We start from the raw sequence: 21,456 nt of genomic DNA, 5'->3' as shown, positions 1-21,456 counted from the left end.
CAAAATGCGTTTGTGTTGCATATTTGTGCACGTATTTTAATAAATATCTCTCAATACACTCGACCTCATTTCACGATAGCGTGCGTAGAAAGTATAACGGTAAAGCTTCCGTGAATGACATAAAACTCATAACCATATTTATTGTCATAAAGACACATGGTGCTTGAGAAAATTCATTAAAGACATTTTTATTCTTTTCTTAAAGTGCTTCTTATCCATACACCAACAGTGTTTATGAGACGAGCAGGAAATGATAGTGATTGATTCACTATGAAAGGATTTGAAATGAGAGAATCCTTGTATTCGAGGTTATTATTCAAGTTAAAAAACGATGAAATATTATTATGCATTAATCTTGTGTCTAAGAACGTAAAAGATCATTAATGGATGTTTTTTCTCGTGTTTTTTGATCAACACGTTTTACAATAACAGCACAATAAAGGCTAGGTCCTGCTTCACCATTTGGTAAAGGTTTTCCAGGGAGAGAACCTGGTACAACCACTGAATAGGCTGGTACTTCACCAATAAAAATTTCACCTGTTGTACGATCAATAATCTTTGTTGATTTTCCAATAAAGACTCCCATTCCCAAAACAGCACCTTCACGGATAATACAGCCTTCAACAATTTCAGAGCGAGCACCGATAAAGCAATGATCTTCAATGATTGTTGGATTTGCTTGCAGTGGTTCCAAAACACCTCCAATACCAACACCGCCAGAAAGATGGACATGTTTACCAATTTGTGCACAAGAACCAACGGTGGTCCATGTATCAACCATTGTGCCCTCATCGATAAAAGCACCAAGATTGACAAAGGAAGGCATCAATATAACGTTGGGTGCAATGTAAGCAGAATGACGTACAATGGCTCCAGGAACGGAACGGAAATCAGCACTTTTAAAATCTGCCTCTTGCCAACCAGAGAATTTTGAAGGAACTTTATCCCACCAATGTGTCCCATTGATTCCACCAGTAATAATTTGCATAGGATTGAGCCGAAAAGAGAGTAAAACCGCTTTTTTCAACCATTGATGAACATGCCATTGTCCATTTTTGTGTCGTTCTGCAACACGAATTTCACCTTTATCAAGAAGGTTCAATGCATGTTCAACACTCTCACGTATTTCGCCTTTTGTGGTAGTATCGATAGAATCGCGATCATCAAAAGCTTGTTCGATAATAATTTCAAGTTGTGTGATATGGGTCATGACGAGAGTTCCGTTAAACAAGTTGAAAGCTTCAAGATTTATTCTCTATGAACTACGCGAAGAAATGTGTTCAGTCAATAAAACGATGAGGAAGTAGGACAGGTGTATGAAAAAAAGCTGTAAAGAAAAAAGAAAAGCAGAGCAAGAAAACTGGGCACCACTTCTCCATGCGAAGGATGCTCTACAACAAATACATAAAGTTTCTAATTCAGCACAAATGCGTTCGTCTACTTATCGTTTAGCCTATATCGATCAAGATTTTATGATGCGTCCAGAGCTGCGCTCACAACGTATTAGTCTTGAATTTTTAAAGCCGGAAATAACCCTTAAAGAATATGATATTCAATCAACAGTTGTTTTGTTTGGTGGTGCGCGTATTCCTGAACCTGGGCAAGCAGCGTGGGCTGCAAAAAATGAAATACAAAAGAAAAATTTGCATGCTATGTCACATTATTACGATGAAGCAAGAGAGTTTGCGCGTTTGTGCTCACTTTATTCTGCTACGACAGAATATCGTGAATTTGTGGTTGTTACGGGGGGCGGACCAGGAATCATGGAGGCGGGAAATCGTGGTGCTTGTGATGTTGGTGCCCCAACGATTGGCTTGAATATTATTTTACCACATGAGCAAGAGCCTAATTCGTATGTGTCGCCGCATTTGTGTTTCAATTTTCATTATTTGGGGATGCGCAAAATGCATTTTTTAGTACGAGCGAAAGCCCTAGCCATTTTCCCTGGCGGATTTGGGACTCTGGATGAACTGTTTGAGACGTTAACTTTAGTACAGACAGGGCGTATGAAACAGGTACCAATTTTATTGTTTGGCAAAGAATTTTGGAGCAATACTATCAATTTTGAGTATCTGTCTGCACAAGGTACAATCTCTCCTACTGATGTTAATTTTGTGAAATTTGTTAATACAGCAGCAGAAGCTTTTGAAGAAATTCGTTCTTTTTATAAACTGCCTTAACGACTTTTGAGACGCTCACTCTTGAAGGATCATTAATACTCTACTTTGGTTAAATAAAGTCCTGAGGGGGGGGCAACAACACCACAACGTTTACGATCTTTAGCATGAAGAGCTGCTTCGAGATCTTGAGCTGACCAACGTCCAATACCCACTTCCATGAGGCTTCCTGCGAATGAACGGATTTGATGATGAAGAAAAGAACGAGCTTGTGCATAAAGAAAAATTTCTTCACCTTCTCTTTGAATATCGAGGCGTTCAAGGGTGCGAATAGGGCTTTTGGCTTGGCAATGTGCTGAACGGAAAGTTGTAAAATCATGTTGTCCTACAAGCTTTTGCGCAGCTTCATGCATGGCGTCAGCATTAAGAGGCTTTGGCAACCACCACACGCGTTTGGCATTTAAAGCTGGTGGAGAGCGACGATTGAGGATTTTGAAAAGATAATGGCGTTTGGTTGCGGAAAATCGTGCATCAAAGTCATCAGGGACATTTTCTACATTTAAGATTGAAATCGCCTCTCCCTGTTTACGTAAAAGAGCATTGAGCGCATCTCGTACAGTATGGGAGAGCCAGTTTTTTTCAAAATCAACATGCGCAACTTGTCCGGTAGCGTGTACGCCCGCATCCGTTCGTCCTGCTGTTGTTATGGTCAATTGTTGTCCACTAAAGCAAAAACACGCTTGTTCAAGAGCTCCTTGTATCGTGTGAAGTTTTGCTTGACGCTGCCAACCAGCATAATTTGAACCATCATATTCAAGAGTGAGTTTAAAACGTGGCATCTTAAAAAACAGCAGAAATATGAGCACCTCGCAAAAAGGTTGCGCTATCAAGAATTTTACCGCCAGATCTTTGGAGAGAGGTTATTTCTATCCGTCCTTGCCCACAATGGATAATCAAAGAATCTGGTTCTATCCGTCCAATTTCAAGAGAAGGACCTGTTGTTAAGCGACTATCAAAAATTTTTACACGTTCTTCTCGTCCACCGATATTCATATTGCACCAGCAACTAGGAGAGGGAGAGAGCGCGCGAATATGCCTATGAATAAACTCTGCTGGTTTTGTCCAATCAATGCGGGTCTCTTCTTTTCTAATTTTGGCGGCATAGGTGATGCCTTCTTCTGATTGTGGGGTCAGTTTAAGTCGTCCTTTTTCAAGAGTGGATAAAGTCTCTACCATAAGTTCTGCGCCAATATGTGAAAGTCTGTTTGAAAGCTCAGCAGTGGTGGTGTTATCCGTAATGGGGATGGAGCGAGAAAGAGCGATAGGCCCCGTATCAAGTCCTTCATCCATTTTCATGATCATGATACCTGTTTCTTTATCACCAGCCATAATTGCTCGTTGAATAGGCGCAGCACCACGCCAACGTGGTAAGAGTGAAGCGTGGGCATTAAAACAACCAAAACGCGGCGTTTCGAGAATAGCTTTGGGTAAAAGGAGTCCATAAGCCACCACAATAGCAGCATCAACAGAAAGTGCTGCAAATTGCTCCTGTTGTTCGATTGTTTTAAGTGTTTGAGGTGTAAAGATGGGTATAGATTTCTCTTTTGCTACGGTGTGAACAGCGGAGGGGATTAATTTAAGCCCTCGACGTCCTGCTGGGCGAGGGGGTTGACTATAAACAGCAACAACATCATGACCTGCATCCAGTAAAGCATGTAAAATAGGAACAGAAAAATCTGGTGTTCCCATAAAACTTAATCGTAAAGCCATTACAAAACTGCTTCCTGCATGTTTTTTTCTTTTGCGCGTTTTTTAAATTTTCGTATCACCATATCGCGTTTGATCTTTGAAATGTAATCAATAAAAAGGCGCCCATCTAAATGATCAATTTCATGCTGCAAGCAAGTTGCTAAGAGATCGTCTGCTTCAATTTCTGTTTGTTTTCCTTCACGGTTCTGATAGCGAACACGAAGGCGTTTAGGACGTTCAACCTCTGCAAAATAATCAGGAATAGAAAGACAACCTTCTTTGTAAATATTACGCTCATCTGAAAGCCATAAAATTTCAGGGTTGATAATAACAAGTGGTTTTTTCTGCTCATCTTCAGAATTTCCAGAGACATCTATAACCAACATACGTAGCGGTATACCAATTTGAATAGCAGCAAGACCAACGCCCTTAGCATTATACATGGTTTCCAACATGTCATCTGCAAGTTTTTGGAGAGATGAATCGACCTGCTCAACAGGTTTGGACACTTCCCGTAAAATCGGATCAGGTAAAGTAATTAAAGATCTCATTGGCATAGGCATAAGTAGAGATTAATCAATGGTTTGTTATTGGTCAATATTGAATAACGGATTCTTGCGTTTTTTTACAATAAGAGCGTTATATTACAATTTATGTTTGATTCGTTTTTTTCCATACTCGCTGGTGATTTTTTTTCTAAACTAGTGCTTTTGCTTTTATTTATACTTGTCTGTTTGGCATTTTTTATGTTGATACATTCTCATCGAAAAAAAGCATTTTTGGAAAATGAAATTGCTGAACGCGCACGTGAGGCACAAATGCAGATGGCTACCTTGCTGAAAACACAAGCTGAAATGCAAGGGCGAATGCAAACGATGGCGGAAATTTTTGGTCAACGGCAGGCTGAATTGAATAAATCACTCAGTGAGCAACTCAATGGGATGACAACAAGCTTAGGCCAAACACTTCAGGTACAGACTAAATCCACTTATGAAAATTTGAATCGTTTGCAAGAGCGTTTAGCAGTGATTGATGCGGCACAAAATAATATTCAATCGCTTACGGGACAAGTTGTTCAGTTACAGTCTATTTTAAGCAATAAGCAGACACGTGGTACTTTCGGTCAGGGGCGGATGGAAGCTATTATTGCCGATGCCTTACCAACAAACGCTTATGCTTTTCAGGCCGTTCTTTCTAATGGAAAGCGCCCAGATTGTCTCATTCATATGCCCAATAAAGCCCCTTCTCTTGTTGTTGATGCTAAATTCCCTCTGGAGGCTTGGAATGCTATGCGTAAGGCAGAATCAGCGCAAGAGCGTCAAGAGGCAGAACGCCAATTTCGTACCAATATGGAAGTCCATATTCGTGATATTGCACAAAAATATTTGATTCCTGGAGAAACTCATGACACTGCTTTCCTTTTCGTGCCATCTGAATCGATTTTTGCAACAATTTATGAGGACTTTGAGGCATTGGTACAAAAATCCAATAGAGCTCATGTGATTATTGTTTCACCATCTTTGTTGATGCTCTCTGTCCAAGTGGTACAAACCATTATGAAAGATGCGCGGATGCGTGAACAAGCGCATTTAATTCAATCAGAAGTAGCAAAATTGATGGAAGATTTTGGACGAATGGATATGCGTGTTCGCGCATTACAGAAGCACTTTCACAAAGCAGGTGAAGATATAGAGGGAATTTTGATATCGTCCTCCAAAATTATGAAACGGGCAAATCGCATTGAAACTGTTGAATTAAAAGAAAATTACTCTGAACCAACAAAAATGACAACATTAGCTCAGTCGCAAACATTGCGTTTTGCTGATGAGGAATAAAGCAAAGCAAGCTTCTTAAATATCACAAGTTAGATCATGTTCTTTATTGATTGGTAATCATTTTTTAGTATCTCTATCTTGTTTTATTTCTTAAACGAGAGGAATAGGAATATGCGACACCTTTTGTTTTTAGGGGCACTGGTGTTTTTGCTAGAGGGATGTGCAACAACCACTCCCATCCACACAAATAATGCTTGTGCTATTTTGGCACAAAAAAATGGTTTTTTTGACAATTGGGGTAAAGTGTCTCAAAGAGCGGAAATGCGCTATGGAATTCCTATGCCTATCATTCTTGCAACCATTAAGATGGAATCGAGCTTTCGTCACAATGCACGTCCTCCACGCAAAAAACTACTTGGTTTTATCCCATGGAAGCGTCGGTCGACAGCTTATGGTTATGCTCAAGCGCTTGACAGTACATGGGCAATGTATCTTCGCTCGACAGGAAAGTCTTTTGCATGGCGTACGAATTTCGCAGATGCTGCTGATTTTGTTGCTTGGTATCATCGCCAAAGTGTTCAACGCAATGGGGTGAGATTTGATGATGCATATAGCCTTTACTTAAATTATCATATGGGACATGGTGCTTATGCGCGTAGTGGCGGGCATGCCACTACGGCACTCTCACAGGCAGCACAGCGCATGGCAAGGATATCGAGGCTCTATGAACAGCAATTAAAAAGATGTGGATGGCATTAGGGAAGATTTTTGAAAATCTCAATCAGGGAATTGATGTGGTAAAATCATTTGAGGGAAAAATTTTTTATGATACGACAAGGCTGTCTCGTTTTTCTGATCATTCAATGAAATAAATTGTTATTTTTTAGAATAAACTCAAGCAACAGAAAGCTTTTGCAATACACAATATATTTGAAGATACTCTCGACATTTTTACCTCCTTTGTTTAAAAAATTTACAATGGAAACTATCTTCTATTTAGCGCTGGCATTTCGCATTGGGCTAAGTACTAGAGGTTATTGAAGAAAAATTTTAAAATATAATATCATTTTTTATTTTCATTATGCGTATTACTGGCTGATTATTATATGAATATTTTCTTTGTTAAGCGTATAAAATAGCAATTAAAACAAATGCAATTCGGGCATCATAAAAAGGGTGAAATATTCAATATAAAAAAACGAGAAATGCATTAAACGAAAAAACGTTGTTTTGTATAAAGAGGGCGCTACAGTCCTCAAAAGAACTAAGTATATTTAGTATTGTATGAAATAAAACATACTCGTCCATCCAGTCCATTTTAATTGAAAGACGTTATCTTATTGTATTGTAAAAACACTATCGTTTATAGGATGATAAGGTATATGCAACTTTACACACAATGAATATTCAGGGTAGGGAGTATTCAGAGAAAGATTTGTAGCGCCTATGAAGTAACAAGTCAGTCTCCAATGTTGTGATAGCTTTTGCATTTGAGAATATTTATGAGAAGCATTTTTATTCTTTTTCTTAATTGTTTAAGCATATTGATTTATAAAGATAATATATCGTTATTCATATTAAAGTAAGAATTTCGAATGACGTAGGGTTTTATCGTTTCAGATCTCTTGAGGTTGAATCAATAAATCCATTGGCTTGCACATAACAAGCGCAATTGGCATGTGGATAAAAACTGTGAAAGAAAAGACTAAAAATGTTTTTTATGAACATTCTAAAATGTAAGAATTATCGCCAACATTGGGAATTAGCACAATAATGATGGCGCTACTTTGCTCTCACACCTCAACCTTTTTTGTGATGCGCAAGGAAAAAAATAATTGATTCAATATATTATTTAAGCGTTAATATACCTTAGTATTGAGCAGGTAGATGCTAATCAAAGTGAGTAATTTTTTTGGCAGGACATCTGATCAGGCTAAAAATACTCGAAAAAAGTTCTGATTCGCAATAATTGAGAAGTATATTTTAATATTTTATTCTCTACTCTTTGTTTAAGTACTTCATACCTTTTAAAAAGATATCGGTAGCCAACATATTATGATTTTGTGGAAATATTGTGGTAAAGGAAATTCAAATTTTGTCCTTGAAGACAAGGCGTAGGTTAAACAGCACATTTTCTATTTCTGTGCAAAACATAAAAGAATTATCTACTTTCACGGTTACGACAGTAAAATTTTATAATCCAACAAATGATTAAAAATGTATTATAATATCATTAAATGCAAGGAACAGGCGCTATTGGAATTATGATTAAATAGCACATAAACCTTTTAAATTGATGTACACATCCTTTATTATAATTGATTCCCTTGATAGAACAGTTTGTCCTTTTGGTGGAGCTAAGCGGGATCGAACCGCTGACCTCTTGCATGCCATGCAAGCGCTCTCCCAGCTGAGCTATAGCCCCTATAAAAACAAATTTTTCCAAAAGGACAGTATACAATTCCAGCTTTTCTAGAACGATCAAAGTTGAAGATCAAGAAGAATTTACATTCAATGGAAAAGATGTCCTTTTTTATTTCTCTTAAGCATCGTCATCATTAGAAACACCGCCTCCGAGAATATTAGTAACGTCATCATCTTCATCGTCACCATCATGAGATAAAAATGTATCATCATCATCACCAAGATCTACATCACTATCTTCTAAATCAGGAAGATCGTCATCTTTAGAATCCTCATCATCCTCTTCAAGAAGCATAAAAGCAGATTTTTCAAGTGCTGTATCAAGCTCTTCAGTATCAACTTCTTCCTCATTGTTTGCTTCAGCTGCTGCAACTTCAAAGTAAGAACGCGGATAAGAAATTCCTGTATAGGGCGACACAATAGGATCGCGATTTAGATCGTAAAATTTTTTTCCTGTTTCTGGATCAACACGTTTAGTTCCAAGTTCTTGTTTTGCCATAAACCGTGCCTCTTTGATTAACTATTATTCCATTAAAAGATAAATTTTATGGTGCTTAATCGAAAAATAATACCTTTGTCAAAGATAAATACACTGTTCCACAGTGATTTTTTCATGACGTCTTTTAAAGCATGTGCTAAAGGATGCACAATTTCATAAAAGTTAGATAGAATTAAATAGAATTTCCATGCAAAAAGCAATCCCTATAACCACCTATAAATCGAGTAGTCTCTCTGGAAAAATTCAAATACCAGGAGATAAATCAATCTCTCACCGCTCTCTTATATTGGGAGGATTAGCAAGTGGTGAGACATATATTCATGGATTACTTGAAAGCGCTGATGTACTCAATACAGCTGCTGCTATGCAAGCTATGGGTGCCTGTATTATTAAAAAAGATGACTTCTGGATCATACGAGGAACAGGGAATGGTTGCCTTTTAGCTGCACAAAAACCTTTAGACTTTGGAAACGCTGGAACAGGTGCTCGTTTGGTTATGGGAATGGTTGGTCCGTATCATATGAAAACAACCTTTATTGGTGATGCTTCTCTCTCTAAACGTCCAATGGGACGTATCCTTGATCCACTGCGTCTCATGGGGGTTGAAATTGAGGCAACGCGCGACGATCATCTTCCTTTAACGCTTTATGGTCCGAAAATGGCTAATCCGATTCGTTACCGTGTTCCAATAGCTTCCTCCCAAATTAAATCAGCAATCCTGCTTGCTGGACTCAATACCGCCGGCATTACAACTGTTATTGAACCAGTTCTGACACGAGATCATACGGAAAAAATGTTAAAAGCATTCGGTGCGCAACTTGAAATAGAAAAAGATAACGAAGGTGCGCGTTTGATTCACCTTAATGGTCAACCCCATCTTACTGGGCAAACGATTCATATTCCGGGGGATCCTTCTTCTGCTGCTTTTCCAATTATCGCAGCCCTTCTTGTAGAAGACTCTGATATCACCATTGAAAATGTTTTGATAAATAACTCTCGAATAGGACTTATCGAAACATTGTGGGAAATGGGTGCTCAAATTGAATTTTTGAACCGACGTCAAACAGGTGGAGAGGATGTTGCTGATCTACGGATAAAATCATCGGTCCTTAGAGGCGTTACGGTGCCCAAAGAACGTGCTCCATCGATGATAGATGAATATCCTGCTTTGGCAGTAGCAGCAGCCTTTGCAGAAGGCAAAACAGTAATGCTAGGAATTGAAGAGTTGCGTGTAAAAGAATCAGATCGACTGTCTGCTGTTGCTCAAGGACTCGAAATTAATTGCGTAGACTGTGAAGAAGGTCAAGATTTTCTTATTGTTTATGGAAAAGGTTCTGCCAAAGGTTTGGGTGGTGGACATGTCTCCACACATCTTGATCATCGAATTGCTATGTGTTTTCTCATTTTTGGGCTTGTATCAGAAAAACCTGTTACTATTGATGATAAACGAATGATCGCTACGAGCTTTCCAGAATTTATTCCTTTTATAAAACAACTTGGGGGAAAAATCGCTTGAAGCCTTTTGTTATCGCCATTGATGGACCTGCAGCCTCAGGCAAAGGAACCTTAGCACGCAAAATTGCTGCACATTATCGCCTTCGCCATCTCGATACTGGTCTTACTTATCGTAGTGTTGCTCATACGCTTTTACAACAAAATTTAGCTCTTAATGATGAAAAAAATGCTATTATTTATGCTAAAGAACTTGATTTTAATACCTTAAATCCTTCTCTTCTTTCTTCTCATGAACTTGGTGAAGCGGCTTCAAAAATAGCAATTAATCCTGCTGTACGCAAAATTCTTGTCGAAAAACAACGCAACTTTGCTAAAGTTTTGCCCGGCTGTGTGCTTGATGGGCGTGATATCGGAACTATTGTTTGTCCTGATGCCGATATCAAGTTTTATATTCTAGCCAATGTCCAAACACGCGCCAAACGTCGCTACCAAGAGATTTTAAAAAAAGGTGTTCAAGCAAATTATCATGAAATCCTAGCTCAACTTGAACAGCGCGACAGTCGCGATATAACGCGCAAACAAAGTCCATTAAAACCAGCAAAAAACGCCCACTTGCTTGATACGTCAGAATTGAGTATAGAAGCAACATTTGAAGTTGCATGCAGTTTTATTGATCCAATCATAAAAATGCATATAATTGGATAAATTCGTTAAGGTAACTTCCAGCCTAGCGCTAACTTTTTTTCCTTTATTCAAGGAAAAAGGCTAAGAAGTTGCTTATGTTAACACTAACCCAGCGCTCATACCTTATAATACAAGGTATATATTAGGAGTTCTTATGTCACAATACAATCCCACAACAGCGGATTTTGAAGCCCTTTTAACAGAATCTTTTCAAACTAATGATCTTAATGAAGGATCTGTTGTTAAAGGTCGTGTTATTGCAATCGAAAAAGACATGGCCATTATTGATGCTGGTCTTAAAGTCGAAGGACGTATTCCTCTCAAAGAATTTGGAGCTAAAGCAAAAGATGGTTCTTTGCAAGTTGGCGATGAAGTTGAGGTTTACATTGAACGCATTGAAAATGCGATGGGTGAAGCTGTTTTATCGCGTGAAAAAGCACGGCGCGAAGAAAGTTGGGTCCGTTTGGAGGAAAAATTCAATGCTGGTGCACGCGTTGATGGAGTGATCTTTAGCCAAGTAAAAGGTGGTTTTACAGTCGATCTTGATGGTGCCGTTGCTTTCTTGCCTCGCAGCCAAGTTGATATTCGTCCCATTCGTGATGTTTCACCCCTCATGCATAATTCACAGTCCTTTGAAATTTTGAAGATGGATCGTCGTCGTGGCAATATTGTGGTTTCACGTCGCACTGTCTTAGAAGAAAGTCGCGCTGAGCAACGTTCAGAAATCGTACAAAATCTTGAAGAAAACCAAATCGTTGAAGGTGTGGTGAAAAATATTACAGATTATGGTGCCTTTGTTGATCTTGGTGGGATTGATGGTCTCTTGCACGTTACAGATATGGCATGGCGGCGTGTTAATCACCCATCTGAGGTGCTCACAATTGGCCAAACGATTAAAGTTCAGATTATTCGCATTAATCAAGACACGCACCGTATTTCTCTTGGAATGAAACAGCTTGAAAGTGATCCTTGGGAAAGCATCAGTGTCCGGTATCCGATTGGTAAAAAAATTACGGGTGCTGTTACCAACATTACTGATTACGGTGGTTTTGTTGAAATTGAACCAGGAATCGAAGGGCTGATCCATGTTTCTGAAATGAGCTGGACAAAGAAAAATGTTCATCCTGGAAAAATTCTGTCTACATCACAAGAAGTAGAAGTGGTTGTTCTTGAGATTGATCCTTCTAAACGGCGTATTTCTCTTGGCTTAAAGCAAACATTTGAAAATCCATGGGAAGCTTTTGCCAATAAATTTCCTGTCAATTCGCAAATTGAAGGAGAGGTTAAAAATAAAACAGAATTTGGTCTGTTTATTGGGCTTGAAGGCGATGTTGACGGTATGGTTCATTTGTCTGATCTTGATTGGAACCGTCCTGGTGAACAAGTTATTGATACTTATAATAAAGGCGATATCGTTAAGGCTGTGGTCCTTGATGTTGACATTGAAAAAGAGCGCATTTCTCTTGGAATTAAGCAGCTTTCCAGCGATAAAGTTGGAGAAGCAGCTGCTTCTGGCGAATTGCGAAAAGGTGCTGTTGTAACATGCGAAGTGATTGCTGTTAACGACAATGACATTGGTGTGAAATTGATTGATCACAACCTTGAGACAACCATTCGGCGTGCTGATCTCGCGCGTGATCGTGATGAGCAACGTCCTGAGCGTTTCGCAATTGGGCAAAAGGTTGATGCTCGCATCACAGCATTTGATAAAAAAACACGTAAAATTTCAGTATCGATTAAAGCTTTAGAAATTGCAGAGGAAAAAGAAGCTGTTGCACAATATGGTTCTACAGATTCAGGTGCTTCTCTTGGTGATATTCTTGGTGCAGCTTTGAAAAAACAAGAACAAGATTAATCATCAATCATTAAAGTTAGTGTTATTATTAAGGTCACTCATTTTAGGAGTGACCTTTTTATTTTCTAAAGAAATTGTCTGCTTATTTTTAAATTATTGAAACAAAAATTATAAATGCTTGCAAATAAAAACAAAAAGTTTGTTTTTTGTCTAACAACGGTTCACTATTCAGATAAAATGCTTAAAATTTAAATAAAAAACGATGTAATTGAATAACAATGGGACATTATGACGTGCATAAGACCTTTCATAAAGTGCTTTTTTTCTCAAAAAGAGAAAAAAGACCATTTTATTAATACGGATTTTCCTCTTCGTGCAATTTATAAGGTACAGGAAGATCTTTATAACTTAGGGCATGATATAGCTTCTGGTAAAGAAATTTTACTCCCTGAATATGAAGGAGTAGAAGATTTTCGCAAGAGATTGAATGAAAATGCTAAACTTATTCTTCATGCCTTTCATACCAGTGATTTTGCTGCCCGAAATGATGAAACCATCGCACCTTCTGCTCAATGGCTCATTGATAATCATTACACCATTGATAAAACCATACAAAAGCTACGTCGTAATCTACCCAAGTCCTTCATAAAGCAACTTCCTCTTTCTACACACAAAGCGGGAATACCACGAATTTTTGCTTTAACTTGGCTTTATATTGCGCATACCGATAGCAGCTTTTCACAAGAAACACTCACTGCTATGACCAACGGATTTCAAGAAATTTGTGCGCTCACAATTGGTGAATTGTGGGCTCTTCCTTCAGTTATGCAAATGCTGCTCATTGAAAATGTCCGTCGTCTTTCAGTACGTATCGAAAAAGCGCGACATATGCGCCATCTTGCTAGTCAAGTAGCTGATAAAATTTCTCTTGTAGAAAATAAAACAAATCTACACTCTCTTTTTACGCAGTATAAACCATTTACTGTTGATCCAACTTTTTCAGCACATTTATTCTATCGCCTGCGCAGTGCATCTGTCGATTCAACCGTAGCATTAACTTGGCTTGAAAAGCAATTGAAAAGCCAAGGCAGTAGCTTAGAGATTGCAACAGCTGATGAACATACCCGACAAGCAGCAGATGGTGTGACCATGGGAAATATTATCCGTGCTCTTAAAGCTATAGATGATGTTGATTGGATAGCATGGTTTGAAACAGTGAGTTGTGTCGATTCTATTTTGCGTAAAAATAGTGATTTTTCTGAAATTGATGCTCACTCACGCAATATTTATCGACAAGTCATTGAAAAAATTTCACGCTTTTCGCCTCTTAGTGAGCTGGAAATTGCACATAAAGTTGTAGAAATGGCAAATTCCACTTCTAAAGATATGCCTCATCATTCTTGTGTGGGGTGGTACCTTGTTGATGATGGTCGTGGCATATTTGAAAAGGCTTGTGGATATATTCCGCCCTTTCTCATAAAATGGACACGCGCTTCCTGTTGCTCAAAATTGAGAGTCATCGCCATTCCTGTCTCTTTTCTGACGCTTTCTCTTTTGCTGGTAATTTACGCCCTTTTACAAATATCTGGTATGACACAATGGATGTCTTTTTGCTTTACTGTATTGGCGCTTTTTCCTGCTATTGATGCTTCTTTTGCTTTATTTAACACTGTTGTTTCGTGGTTTGTCCCATCAAAACAACTCATTGGTTATGAATATAAAGAAGGTATTCCAAAACATGCACGGACAATGGTTGTTGTACCTACTTTGATGACATCACGCGCTAATGTTGATGAACAAGTGCGCAATCTTGAAGTGCACTATCTTTCCAATCCTAAAGGTGCCATTCATTTTGCGCTCATTACAGATTGGGTGGATGCTCCATTGAGAGAAACGCAAGATGATCTTGATTTATTGCACTATGCGCAAAAGAGTATTGATAAACTCAATAGTCGTTATCATCGTGATGAACTTCCGCTTTTTTTCCTTTTACATCGCCGACGCCTTTATAATGCAAGCGAAAAATGTTGGATGGGATGGGAACGAAAGCGAGGAAAACTTCATGAACTTAATCGGCTCTTAAGAGGCGATAAAAATACAAGCTTTTATCCTCCCAATCCACATCTTCCTATGGATTGCCGTTTTGTTATGACGCTGGATTGTGATACACGTCTTACTCCAGAGAGCGTCGCGAAACTTGTTGGAAAGCTTAACCATCCACTCAATCATCCCGTTTTTGATCCACAAAGTGGAAAGGTTGTAAAGGGCTATAGCATTTTACAACCACGCATTATTCCTTCTCTTACAACAGGAAAAAAAACATCAATTCTCCAACGGGTTTTTTCTATCAACCGTGGCATTGATCCTTATGTTTTTGCTGTTTCTGATACTTATCAAGATCTTTTAGGAGAAGGCACCTTTATCGGTAAAGGTCTTTATAATATTGATGCATTTGAACAAGCGCTTGATGGCAAAATTAAAGAAAATACTATTCTTAGCCATGATCTCTTAGAGGGAGGTTATGCTCGTACTGCTCTGGTAAGTAGCATAGAAGTCATTGAAGACTATCCAACCGCTTACAATATTGATGTTATGCGTTATCATCGTTGGGTCCGCGGTGATTGGCAGCTTTTGCCTTATCTTTTTTCCCACCGTCAAATAAGTTTCGTGACGCGTTGGAAAATGCAGGATAATTTACGTCGTTCTCTCACTCCACTTATGTGGTTAATCGCAGCATTTGCAGGATGGGCTTTTTTGTCTTTAAAGAGTGCAATCGTCTGGCAAATATTCTTGTTGTTTAGCTCCTTCATTTCACCCATTCTATGTGTATTAAAAACGTTTGTCTCATCTAATATAGATCATTCTTTGCGTGGACATTTTCAATTAATTGGGAACAAAATTGCTCTTACAAGCGCTGATATATTTCTTAAAACGACGTTTCTTGCTCATTCGGCGTATTTTATGACCGATGCGATTATTCGTACACTCTATCGTATGACGATTTCAAAACAGCATCTTCTTGAATGGAAAACTTCTGCCGCAACAAAATCAATGCCCAATAGTTTGCGTTTCTATGTTTTTACAATGGCACCAGCATCGCTTATCGGTGTTCTTACTATAGCGCTCCCTCTTTTTTCTGATAGTTTTGCAAGTTTGGTTGCTTTACCTTTTGGGATAGCATGGTTTTTTTCACCCTTTATTGCTTGGATTGTGAGTCAACCTTCAACCTTTCAAGATAGCCTTTATCTTTCTTCAAAAGATGAAAAAAAACTCCGCTCTATTGCACGGCGGACATGGCTTTATTATGCAACCTTTGTCAACGAACAAAACAACTATTTGCCTCCCGATAATTTTCAAGAAGATCCTGAACCTCTTGTTGCTCAACGTACATCGCCTACGAATATTGGCGTTTATCTCCTTTCTATTATTGCAGCACGTGATTTTGGCTGGATTGGTTTTGAAGAGACCATCACCCGTATTGAATGTACATTACGCTCTCTTACAAAAATGGAAAAGTTCCGTGGTCATCTCTATAATTGGTATGAAACGGATACACTTAGGCCTCTTTTGCCTACTTATGTATCAACCGTTGATTCGGGAAATCTTGCCGGTCATTTGGTAACACTTTCTTCTGCGTTAAGTGAATGGGCTGAAAAACCGCCTCTTTTTTTTCAAAGTGATCGAGAAGGCTTATCGGATGTTCTTGCTATTCTTGAAGAAACTGTCAGAGAAATTCCAGATCATCAACCCAGTTTACGCTCTTTACGCCAAAAAATCGAAGAAAACATCACTCGTTTTCATGATTCTGTCTTCACTTTTATAGAACAAGAAAATACGATCCCTTCTCACGTCATAGATCTTTCACTTGCAGCCCACGATATTGTGCACTTAGTCGGTGAACTTGACCACAAAATTCAAACGATAGAATCTGCTCGTGCGCTTTCTTGGGCTAAATGCCTTATCGACACCTGTAACGCTCATCATAATGATGCGACTGCTCATTGTGATACTGAAAAATTACGTAAAAAACTAAACAGGCTGGCTATAGTGGCACGGCAAATAGCCTTTGATATGAAATTTGACTTTTTAGAACAGCCTAAACGGCATCTCTTATCCATTGGATATCGTGTTCAAGAAAACAAACTCGATGAAAATTGTTATGACCTGCTTGCTTCAGAAGCACGTCTTGCAAGCTTTTTTGCCATCGCAAAAGGAGATATAAAACTTAAACATTGGTTTCGTCTTGGTCGACTTCTCGTACCCATAGGTGGGAAAGGTGCACTCCTATCATGGTCTGGATCAATGTTCGAATATCTTATGCCATCTCTCGTAATGCATGAACCTTTAGGGTCTCTCTTAGATCAAACAAATCGATTGATTATTCGTTGTCAAATACAATATGCCCATAAACGGGAATTGCCATGGGGTATTTCAGAAGCCGCATTTAATGCTCGCGATCATTTAATGAATTACCAATACGCTCATTTTGGTGTTCCAAACCTCGGACTCCAACGTGGTCTTTCACGCAATGCTGTCATTGCTCCCTATGCCAGCCTTCTAGCGGCACAATATGCTCCTGCTTGCGCTGTCGCTAATTTAAAACGACTTCGTGATCTTGGAGCTTTAGGAACATATGGTTATTATGACTCTGTTGATTTTACCCCTTCACGCGTGAAAACAGGGGAAAAATACGCCGTTGTACGCAATTATTATGCGCACCATCATGGCATGTCTATCCTTGCTCTTAACAATGTTATTTTTCAAGGGCGAATGCGTGATCGTTTTCACCGTGATCCCGTTATTGAGGCAACACAATTGCTCTTACAGGAAAGAGCGCCTCATCTCATTCCTATTATTCATACCAAAGCTGTTAATCGTATGCGCAATAAGTCTCAAGCATTTGATGCAGCCCCTTTGCGCATTATTACAAACCCGTTACTCAAACCACGAGCGACTTTACTTTTGTCTAATGGCTTTTATTCTACCATGTTAACAGCGAATGGTTCTGGTTACAGCCGTTGGCACGATTATGCGATTACGCGCTTTATTCCTGATGCAACAGAAGATCAACAAGGTACTTTATTCTTCTTGCGTGACACGCATAGTGGACGGTGGTGGTCTGTTACTGGTGAGCCAACACGTGTTATTGAAGAAGAAGCTGTCAGCATTTTTACAGATGAAAAGGCTGAATATACAAAAATGGTTGATGGTATTAAATCAACACTTGAATGTCTTATTACATCTGAAGGATGTGGCGAAGGGAGACGTATTCAATTGATGAATACGACAAATAAAGACCGATTCATTGAAGTGACTTCTTATGGTGAATTAGCGCTTGCCACGATGGATACAGACCAAGTTCATCCTGTTTTTTCCCGTATGTTTATAGAGACAGAAATTGCTGAAGAAGGTAAAACAATTTTTGCCAAAAGGCGCAAACGCTCGCCTAGTGATCCTGAAGTCTATGTTGCCCATTTTGTTTCTAGTACAACAGATATTCTCCAAGAGACAGAAGCTGAAACAGATCGCTCTCTGTTTATTGGTCGGGGGCGATCCATTCATCGGCCCGCTGCATTTGACCAAAATGCTCGTTTCAGTAACAGTCAAGGTTGTGTTCTTGATCCTGTTATGTCATTGCGATGCCGTATAAAAATTTCAGCCCATGAAAAAGCAGAACTTATTTTTTGGACCTTTGCTGCTCATACAAAAGAAGCGCTAAATAATCATATTAAACATTATCGACAACCTGATATGTTTCAAAAAGAACTTTCAATGGCATGGACGCGCTCACAAGTCGCACTGTATCAGAGCGGAACCCAGCTTAAAGAAGCTATTATCTATCAAAAATATGCAACACCGCTTATCTATCCAGAAAGAACGTGGCGTCTTCCTTCTGAAATATTAGCAAAAACGCTAGGAAAACAGTCTGATCTTTGGCCCATGTCTATCTCAGGAGACAATCCACTCTGTCTTCTTAGATTAAATAACGAGGGAAATATAACCGTACTGCGCGAGCTCCTTAAAGCACACGAATATTGGTGTATGCGCGGACTCATTGTTGATTTGGTCATTCTTAATGAACAAACATTTTCTTATATACAAAGTACACAACGCGCTCTCGAGTGGGTCTGTGAAACTTATTATCACCACACGCAAAAAGCAGATGAACGCCAACATATTTTCATGCTTCGACGCGATCAAATGAGTGAACAGAGTTTTAAAACGCTTCTTGCATCAGCACGCATCGTTCTTGATGCCCAAAATGGCTCTTTATCTGAACAACTTAAACGACTTGATGAGAATGATTTTAATCTCACAATTCATAAAAATTATCAAGAATCTTATGATCAATTAGACTTGCCAAGATATAACGAAGGAAAGCAATTTACAACGCAAACTGAACAAAATCTTTTTTCTTCCATTGGTCTTATTAGCCAACAAAAACCATCCTCTTTTCTCCCAAATGGAGAAGATCTAAGATATTGGAATGGTTACGGTGGTTTTAATCAGCACAATCATTATGTAATACGTCTTCATGGACGTACCACCACACCACATCCGTGGATTAATGTCATTGCTAATCACAGATTTGGTTTTCATGTCTCTGCTGAAGGTGCAATTTTTACTTGGGCTAACAATAGCCGCGATTATCAACTAACTCCTTGGGCGAATGATCCAACGTCTAACCGGCCAGGAGAAGCTCTTTATCTGGTTGATCGCCAGTCTTTAAAACGTTTCTCACCCGTTTCTACTGTTGAATGTGACGAAAATATTGTCTATGAGGCTTGTCATGGGTTTGGATTCTCAACTTTTAAATCAACACATTCAGAAATCGCATTAGAACTGACTCATACACTTGATCCCGAAAAACCTATTCGCTTTTCACGTCTTATCCTTACGAATGAAGGGAAAAAACTACGCAGTTTACGCCTTTATAATTATGTTGAATGGGTTTTGGGAAATGTCCGTACAAAATATGCCCCCTTTATTGTTTCCTCTTATGAGGCCAGATGGGGTGCACATTTTATTCAAAATCCCTATCACATCGAGAAATCTCAACAAGTTACATTTTTATCAGCATCCGAAATGCCAACCAGCACTACAACCAATCGCGCTGAATTTATTGGTGCAACGGGAACCGTAACACGTCCAAATGCGATCCGTAAAGCCGGTGCTCTTTCGAATACCATTGAAGCAGGATGTGATCCTTGTTCAGCATTCGCCTATGATATTGATCTTCAACCAGGGCAAACAAAAGAAATCATCTTCTATCTTGGCAGTACTGAAAATAGGCAAGAAGCTGAAAAATTACTTAATCAAGTACGTGCAAGTGATTTTGAGATTCAGCTCACAAAACAAAAACAGCAATGGAGTGATTTTGTTTCTCCTCTCCAAGTCAAAACACCTGACGCTTCTTTTAATCTTATGGTCAACCATTGGCTTCCTTATCAAATCTACTCATGCCGCATCATGGCACGCGCAGGCTTTTACCAAGCTAGTGGTGCATTTGGTTTTCGTGACCAGTTACAAGATAGCCTGTCTTTGTTATTGCTGGAACCACAATTAGCACGTGAACAATTGTTAAATGCAGCAGCGCACCAATTTCTTGAAGGTGATGTGCAACATTGGTGGTTGCCTGACACAAATGCTGGTGTTCGTACATACATTTCTGATGATATCGTTTGGCTTGCATATGCAACAGCTCTTTATGTCAATACCACTGGCGATAATGCCTTTCTTGATACGCTGATTCCTTTTATTGAAGGTGATGTTCTCAAAAGTGGGCAACAGGATGCTTATTTTCAACCCACCCAATCCTCAAAGGTTGCAACAGTTTATGAACATTGTGCTTTAGCTTTAGACCTTGCCATTAAACGCTGCGGACCACATGGTCTCCCTCTTATTTTAGGTGGGGATTGGAATGATGGCATGAATTTGGTCGGTGTGGAAGGAAAAGGCGAAAGCATTTGGTTAGGATGGTTTCTTGGGCACACATTACAAGCATTTATCTCTTTAGCCAAAAAACGTGGTGACAATAGCCATATGCAAATATGGAGTACGTACCTTGAACATTTAACAAAATCCCTAGAGAAAAATGGTTGGGATGGTGCTTGGTATCGACGTGGTTATTTTGATGATGGAACGCCTCTGGGCTCTAAAGTCAATGATGAATGTCAAATTGATACCATTGCTCAATCTTGGGCTGTCATTTCTCAAATGGCATCGCTTGAACGCCAAAAACAAGCAATGACATCAATGCTGGAACATCTCTATGATAAAAAAGGTGGACTCATTCGCCTTTTTTGGCCGCCTTTTGATAAAAGTACGCTCGAGCCTGGTTACATAAAAGGTTATCCTCCAGGAATTCGAGAAAATGGTGGTCAATACACGCATGGTGCCATTTGGAGTATTTTTGCGTTGGCTGAAATGGAACAAAACGATAAAGCTTATGCTTTATTTTCTATGATAAACCCAATTACCCACGGACAAGATCCTGAAATTTATCGTGTTGAACCTTATGTGATGGCCGCAGATATTTATGCTGTTGAACCACGATGTGGTCAAGGCGGTTGGACTTGGTATACAGGTTCAGCCGGTTGGTTTTATCGCGCCGCAACACAAGCTATTCTTGGAATACAGCGTCAGGGAGACCTCTTGTTTTTGCAGCCACATTTACCCTCTATTTGGCCAAAATATGAAGCAACAATGAAGTTTTATGATGCCGTTTATAGCATTAAAGTAAAATGGGGACCTAAAAATATGCTCTATGTTAATAGCAAAGAATATACCGAATTTCATACAGGGATAAAGTTACAAAAAACAGGTCAGCATGAAATTATACGTATTGTCAAATATTAAAGATGAAAGATGAAAAAAGAGAGCAGACTTTTTTATTCTTGCCCAAAACTGTAGAGTTGTTATATTGCACCGCCTATATTAGCCGTGTTGGTGCATAAT

12 protein-coding genes and 1 tRNA gene are annotated in these 21,456 nt (G+C 39.0%); 7 read left to right on the top strand and 6 right to left on the bottom strand.

Annotated features, from left to right (window positions below):
- Positions 1-361: 361 nt before the first annotated feature.
- On the bottom strand, positions 362-1,210 hold the full coding sequence (dapD, locus tag ACFILY_RS00425) for a 2,3,4,5-tetrahydropyridine-2,6-dicarboxylate N-succinyltransferase (RefSeq protein ID WP_375630559.1): 849 nt from the start codon (positions 1,208-1,210) through the stop codon (positions 362-364).
- Positions 1,211-1,316: 106 nt separating this feature from the next.
- On the opposite strand from dapD, the gene ACFILY_RS00420 reads away from it, so the two are divergent.
- Positions 1,317-2,180: an LOG family protein gene (locus tag ACFILY_RS00420; RefSeq protein ID WP_375637222.1), complete on the top strand. Its 864-nt coding sequence runs from the start codon at positions 1,317-1,319 to the stop codon at positions 2,178-2,180.
- 32 nt (positions 2,181-2,212) lie between these two features.
- Here the strand turns inward: ACFILY_RS00420 and truA are convergent, their stop codons facing one another.
- The 3 genes from truA to def are packed head-to-tail and all read right to left on the bottom strand — an operon-like array spanning position 2,213 to position 4,423.
- Positions 2,213-2,956 carry a tRNA pseudouridine(38-40) synthase TruA gene (gene truA / locus ACFILY_RS00415; protein ID WP_375637220.1) on the bottom strand — a complete coding sequence of 248 codons (744 nt, stop codon included), beginning with the start codon at positions 2,954-2,956 and terminating at the stop codon, positions 2,213-2,215.
- 1 nt (position 2,957) lies between these two features.
- Entirely contained in the window at positions 2,958-3,887 is a 930-nt protein-coding gene (fmt, locus tag ACFILY_RS00410; protein ID WP_375637218.1) for a methionyl-tRNA formyltransferase, read from the bottom strand.
- On the bottom strand, positions 3,887-4,423 hold the full coding sequence (gene def, locus ACFILY_RS00405; protein WP_273790310.1) for a peptide deformylase: 537 nt from the start codon (positions 4,421-4,423) through the stop codon (positions 3,887-3,889). The genes fmt and def overlap by 1 nt, the downstream gene beginning before the upstream one ends.
- Before the next feature lie 96 nt (positions 4,424-4,519).
- Here def and ACFILY_RS00400 point away from each other — a divergent pair, with 96 nt between their 5' ends.
- Positions 4,520-5,701 carry a DNA recombination protein RmuC gene (locus ACFILY_RS00400; RefSeq protein WP_273790242.1) on the top strand — a complete coding sequence of 394 codons (1,182 nt, stop codon included), beginning with the start codon at positions 4,520-4,522 and terminating at the stop codon, positions 5,699-5,701.
- Positions 5,702-5,812: 111 nt separating this feature from the next.
- Entirely contained in the window at positions 5,813-6,400 is a 588-nt protein-coding gene (locus tag ACFILY_RS00395) for a hypothetical protein (protein ID WP_273790243.1), read from the top strand.
- A gap of 1,590 nt (positions 6,401-7,990) precedes the next feature.
- On the opposite strand, the gene ACFILY_RS00390 is transcribed toward ACFILY_RS00395, so the two are convergent.
- Together ACFILY_RS00390 and ACFILY_RS00385 are read right to left on the bottom strand one after the other, a co-directional pair.
- A tRNA-Ala gene (locus ACFILY_RS00390) sits at positions 7,991-8,066 on the bottom strand.
- Between the two features lie 117 nt (positions 8,067-8,183).
- Entirely contained in the window at positions 8,184-8,564 is a 381-nt protein-coding gene (locus ACFILY_RS00385) for a TIGR02300 family protein (RefSeq protein WP_273790244.1), read from the bottom strand.
- Between the two features lie 187 nt (positions 8,565-8,751).
- Here ACFILY_RS00385 and aroA point away from each other — a divergent pair, with 187 nt between their 5' ends.
- The 4 genes from aroA to ACFILY_RS00365 all read left to right on the top strand — a co-directional run bounded on the left by aroA (position 8,752) and on the right by ACFILY_RS00365 (position 21,357).
- The gene (gene aroA / locus ACFILY_RS00380; protein WP_273790245.1) at positions 8,752-10,080 is read left to right on the top strand and encodes a 3-phosphoshikimate 1-carboxyvinyltransferase; all 1,329 of its coding nucleotides are present in this window, start codon (positions 8,752-8,754) and stop codon (positions 10,078-10,080) included.
- On the top strand, positions 10,077-10,724 hold the full coding sequence (cmk, locus tag ACFILY_RS00375) for a (d)CMP kinase (RefSeq protein WP_375617510.1): 648 nt from the start codon (positions 10,077-10,079) through the stop codon (positions 10,722-10,724). Before aroA ends, cmk begins: the two co-directional genes overlap by 4 nt.
- A gap of 133 nt (positions 10,725-10,857) precedes the next feature.
- Positions 10,858-12,558 (top strand): 30S ribosomal protein S1, encoded by a 1,701-nt coding sequence (gene rpsA, locus ACFILY_RS00370; protein ID WP_026500132.1) that lies wholly within the window; start codon positions 10,858-10,860, stop codon positions 12,556-12,558.
- A gap of 228 nt (positions 12,559-12,786) precedes the next feature.
- Positions 12,787-21,357, top strand: a complete 8,571-nt coding sequence (locus ACFILY_RS00365; protein ID WP_375630547.1) for a GH36-type glycosyl hydrolase domain-containing protein — start codon at positions 12,787-12,789, stop codon at positions 21,355-21,357.
- The last annotated feature ends 99 nt before the right edge of the window (positions 21,358-21,456 follow it).

The organism is Bartonella sp. CL25QHWL (genome assembly GCF_042195335.1).
Taxonomy (GTDB): Bacteria; Pseudomonadota; Alphaproteobacteria; order Rhizobiales; family Rhizobiaceae; genus Bartonella.
The sequence above is the reverse complement of the archived record's forward strand: the minus strand, read 5'-3'. Positions and strand labels throughout refer to the sequence as shown.

Coding starts and splice junctions, on each gene's coding strand:
- ACFILY_RS00385 (WP_273790244.1), bottom strand. CDS start 8,564: ATGGCAAAACAAGAACTTGGAACTAAACGTGTTGATCCAGAAACAGGA.
- fmt (WP_375637218.1), bottom strand. CDS start 3,887: ATGGCTTTACGATTAAGTTTTATGGGAACACCAGATTTTTCTGTTCCT.
- ACFILY_RS00365 (WP_375630547.1), top strand. CDS start 12,787: ATGACGTGCATAAGACCTTTCATAAAGTGCTTTTTTTCTCAAAAAGAG.
- def (WP_273790310.1), bottom strand. CDS start 4,423: ATGCCAATGAGATCTTTAATTACTTTACCTGATCCGATTTTACGGGAA.
- ACFILY_RS00395 (WP_273790243.1), top strand. CDS start 5,813: ATGCGACACCTTTTGTTTTTAGGGGCACTGGTGTTTTTGCTAGAGGGA.
- truA (WP_375637220.1), bottom strand. CDS start 2,956: ATGCCACGTTTTAAACTCACTCTTGAATATGATGGTTCAAATTATGCT.
- ACFILY_RS00420 (WP_375637222.1), top strand. CDS start 1,317: ATGAAAAAAAGCTGTAAAGAAAAAAGAAAAGCAGAGCAAGAAAACTGG.
- aroA (WP_273790245.1), top strand. CDS start 8,752: ATGCAAAAAGCAATCCCTATAACCACCTATAAATCGAGTAGTCTCTCT.
- dapD (WP_375630559.1), bottom strand. CDS start 1,210: ATGACCCATATCACACAACTTGAAATTATTATCGAACAAGCTTTTGAT.
- rpsA (WP_026500132.1), top strand. CDS start 10,858: ATGTCACAATACAATCCCACAACAGCGGATTTTGAAGCCCTTTTAACA.
- ACFILY_RS00400 (WP_273790242.1), top strand. CDS start 4,520: ATGTTTGATTCGTTTTTTTCCATACTCGCTGGTGATTTTTTTTCTAAA.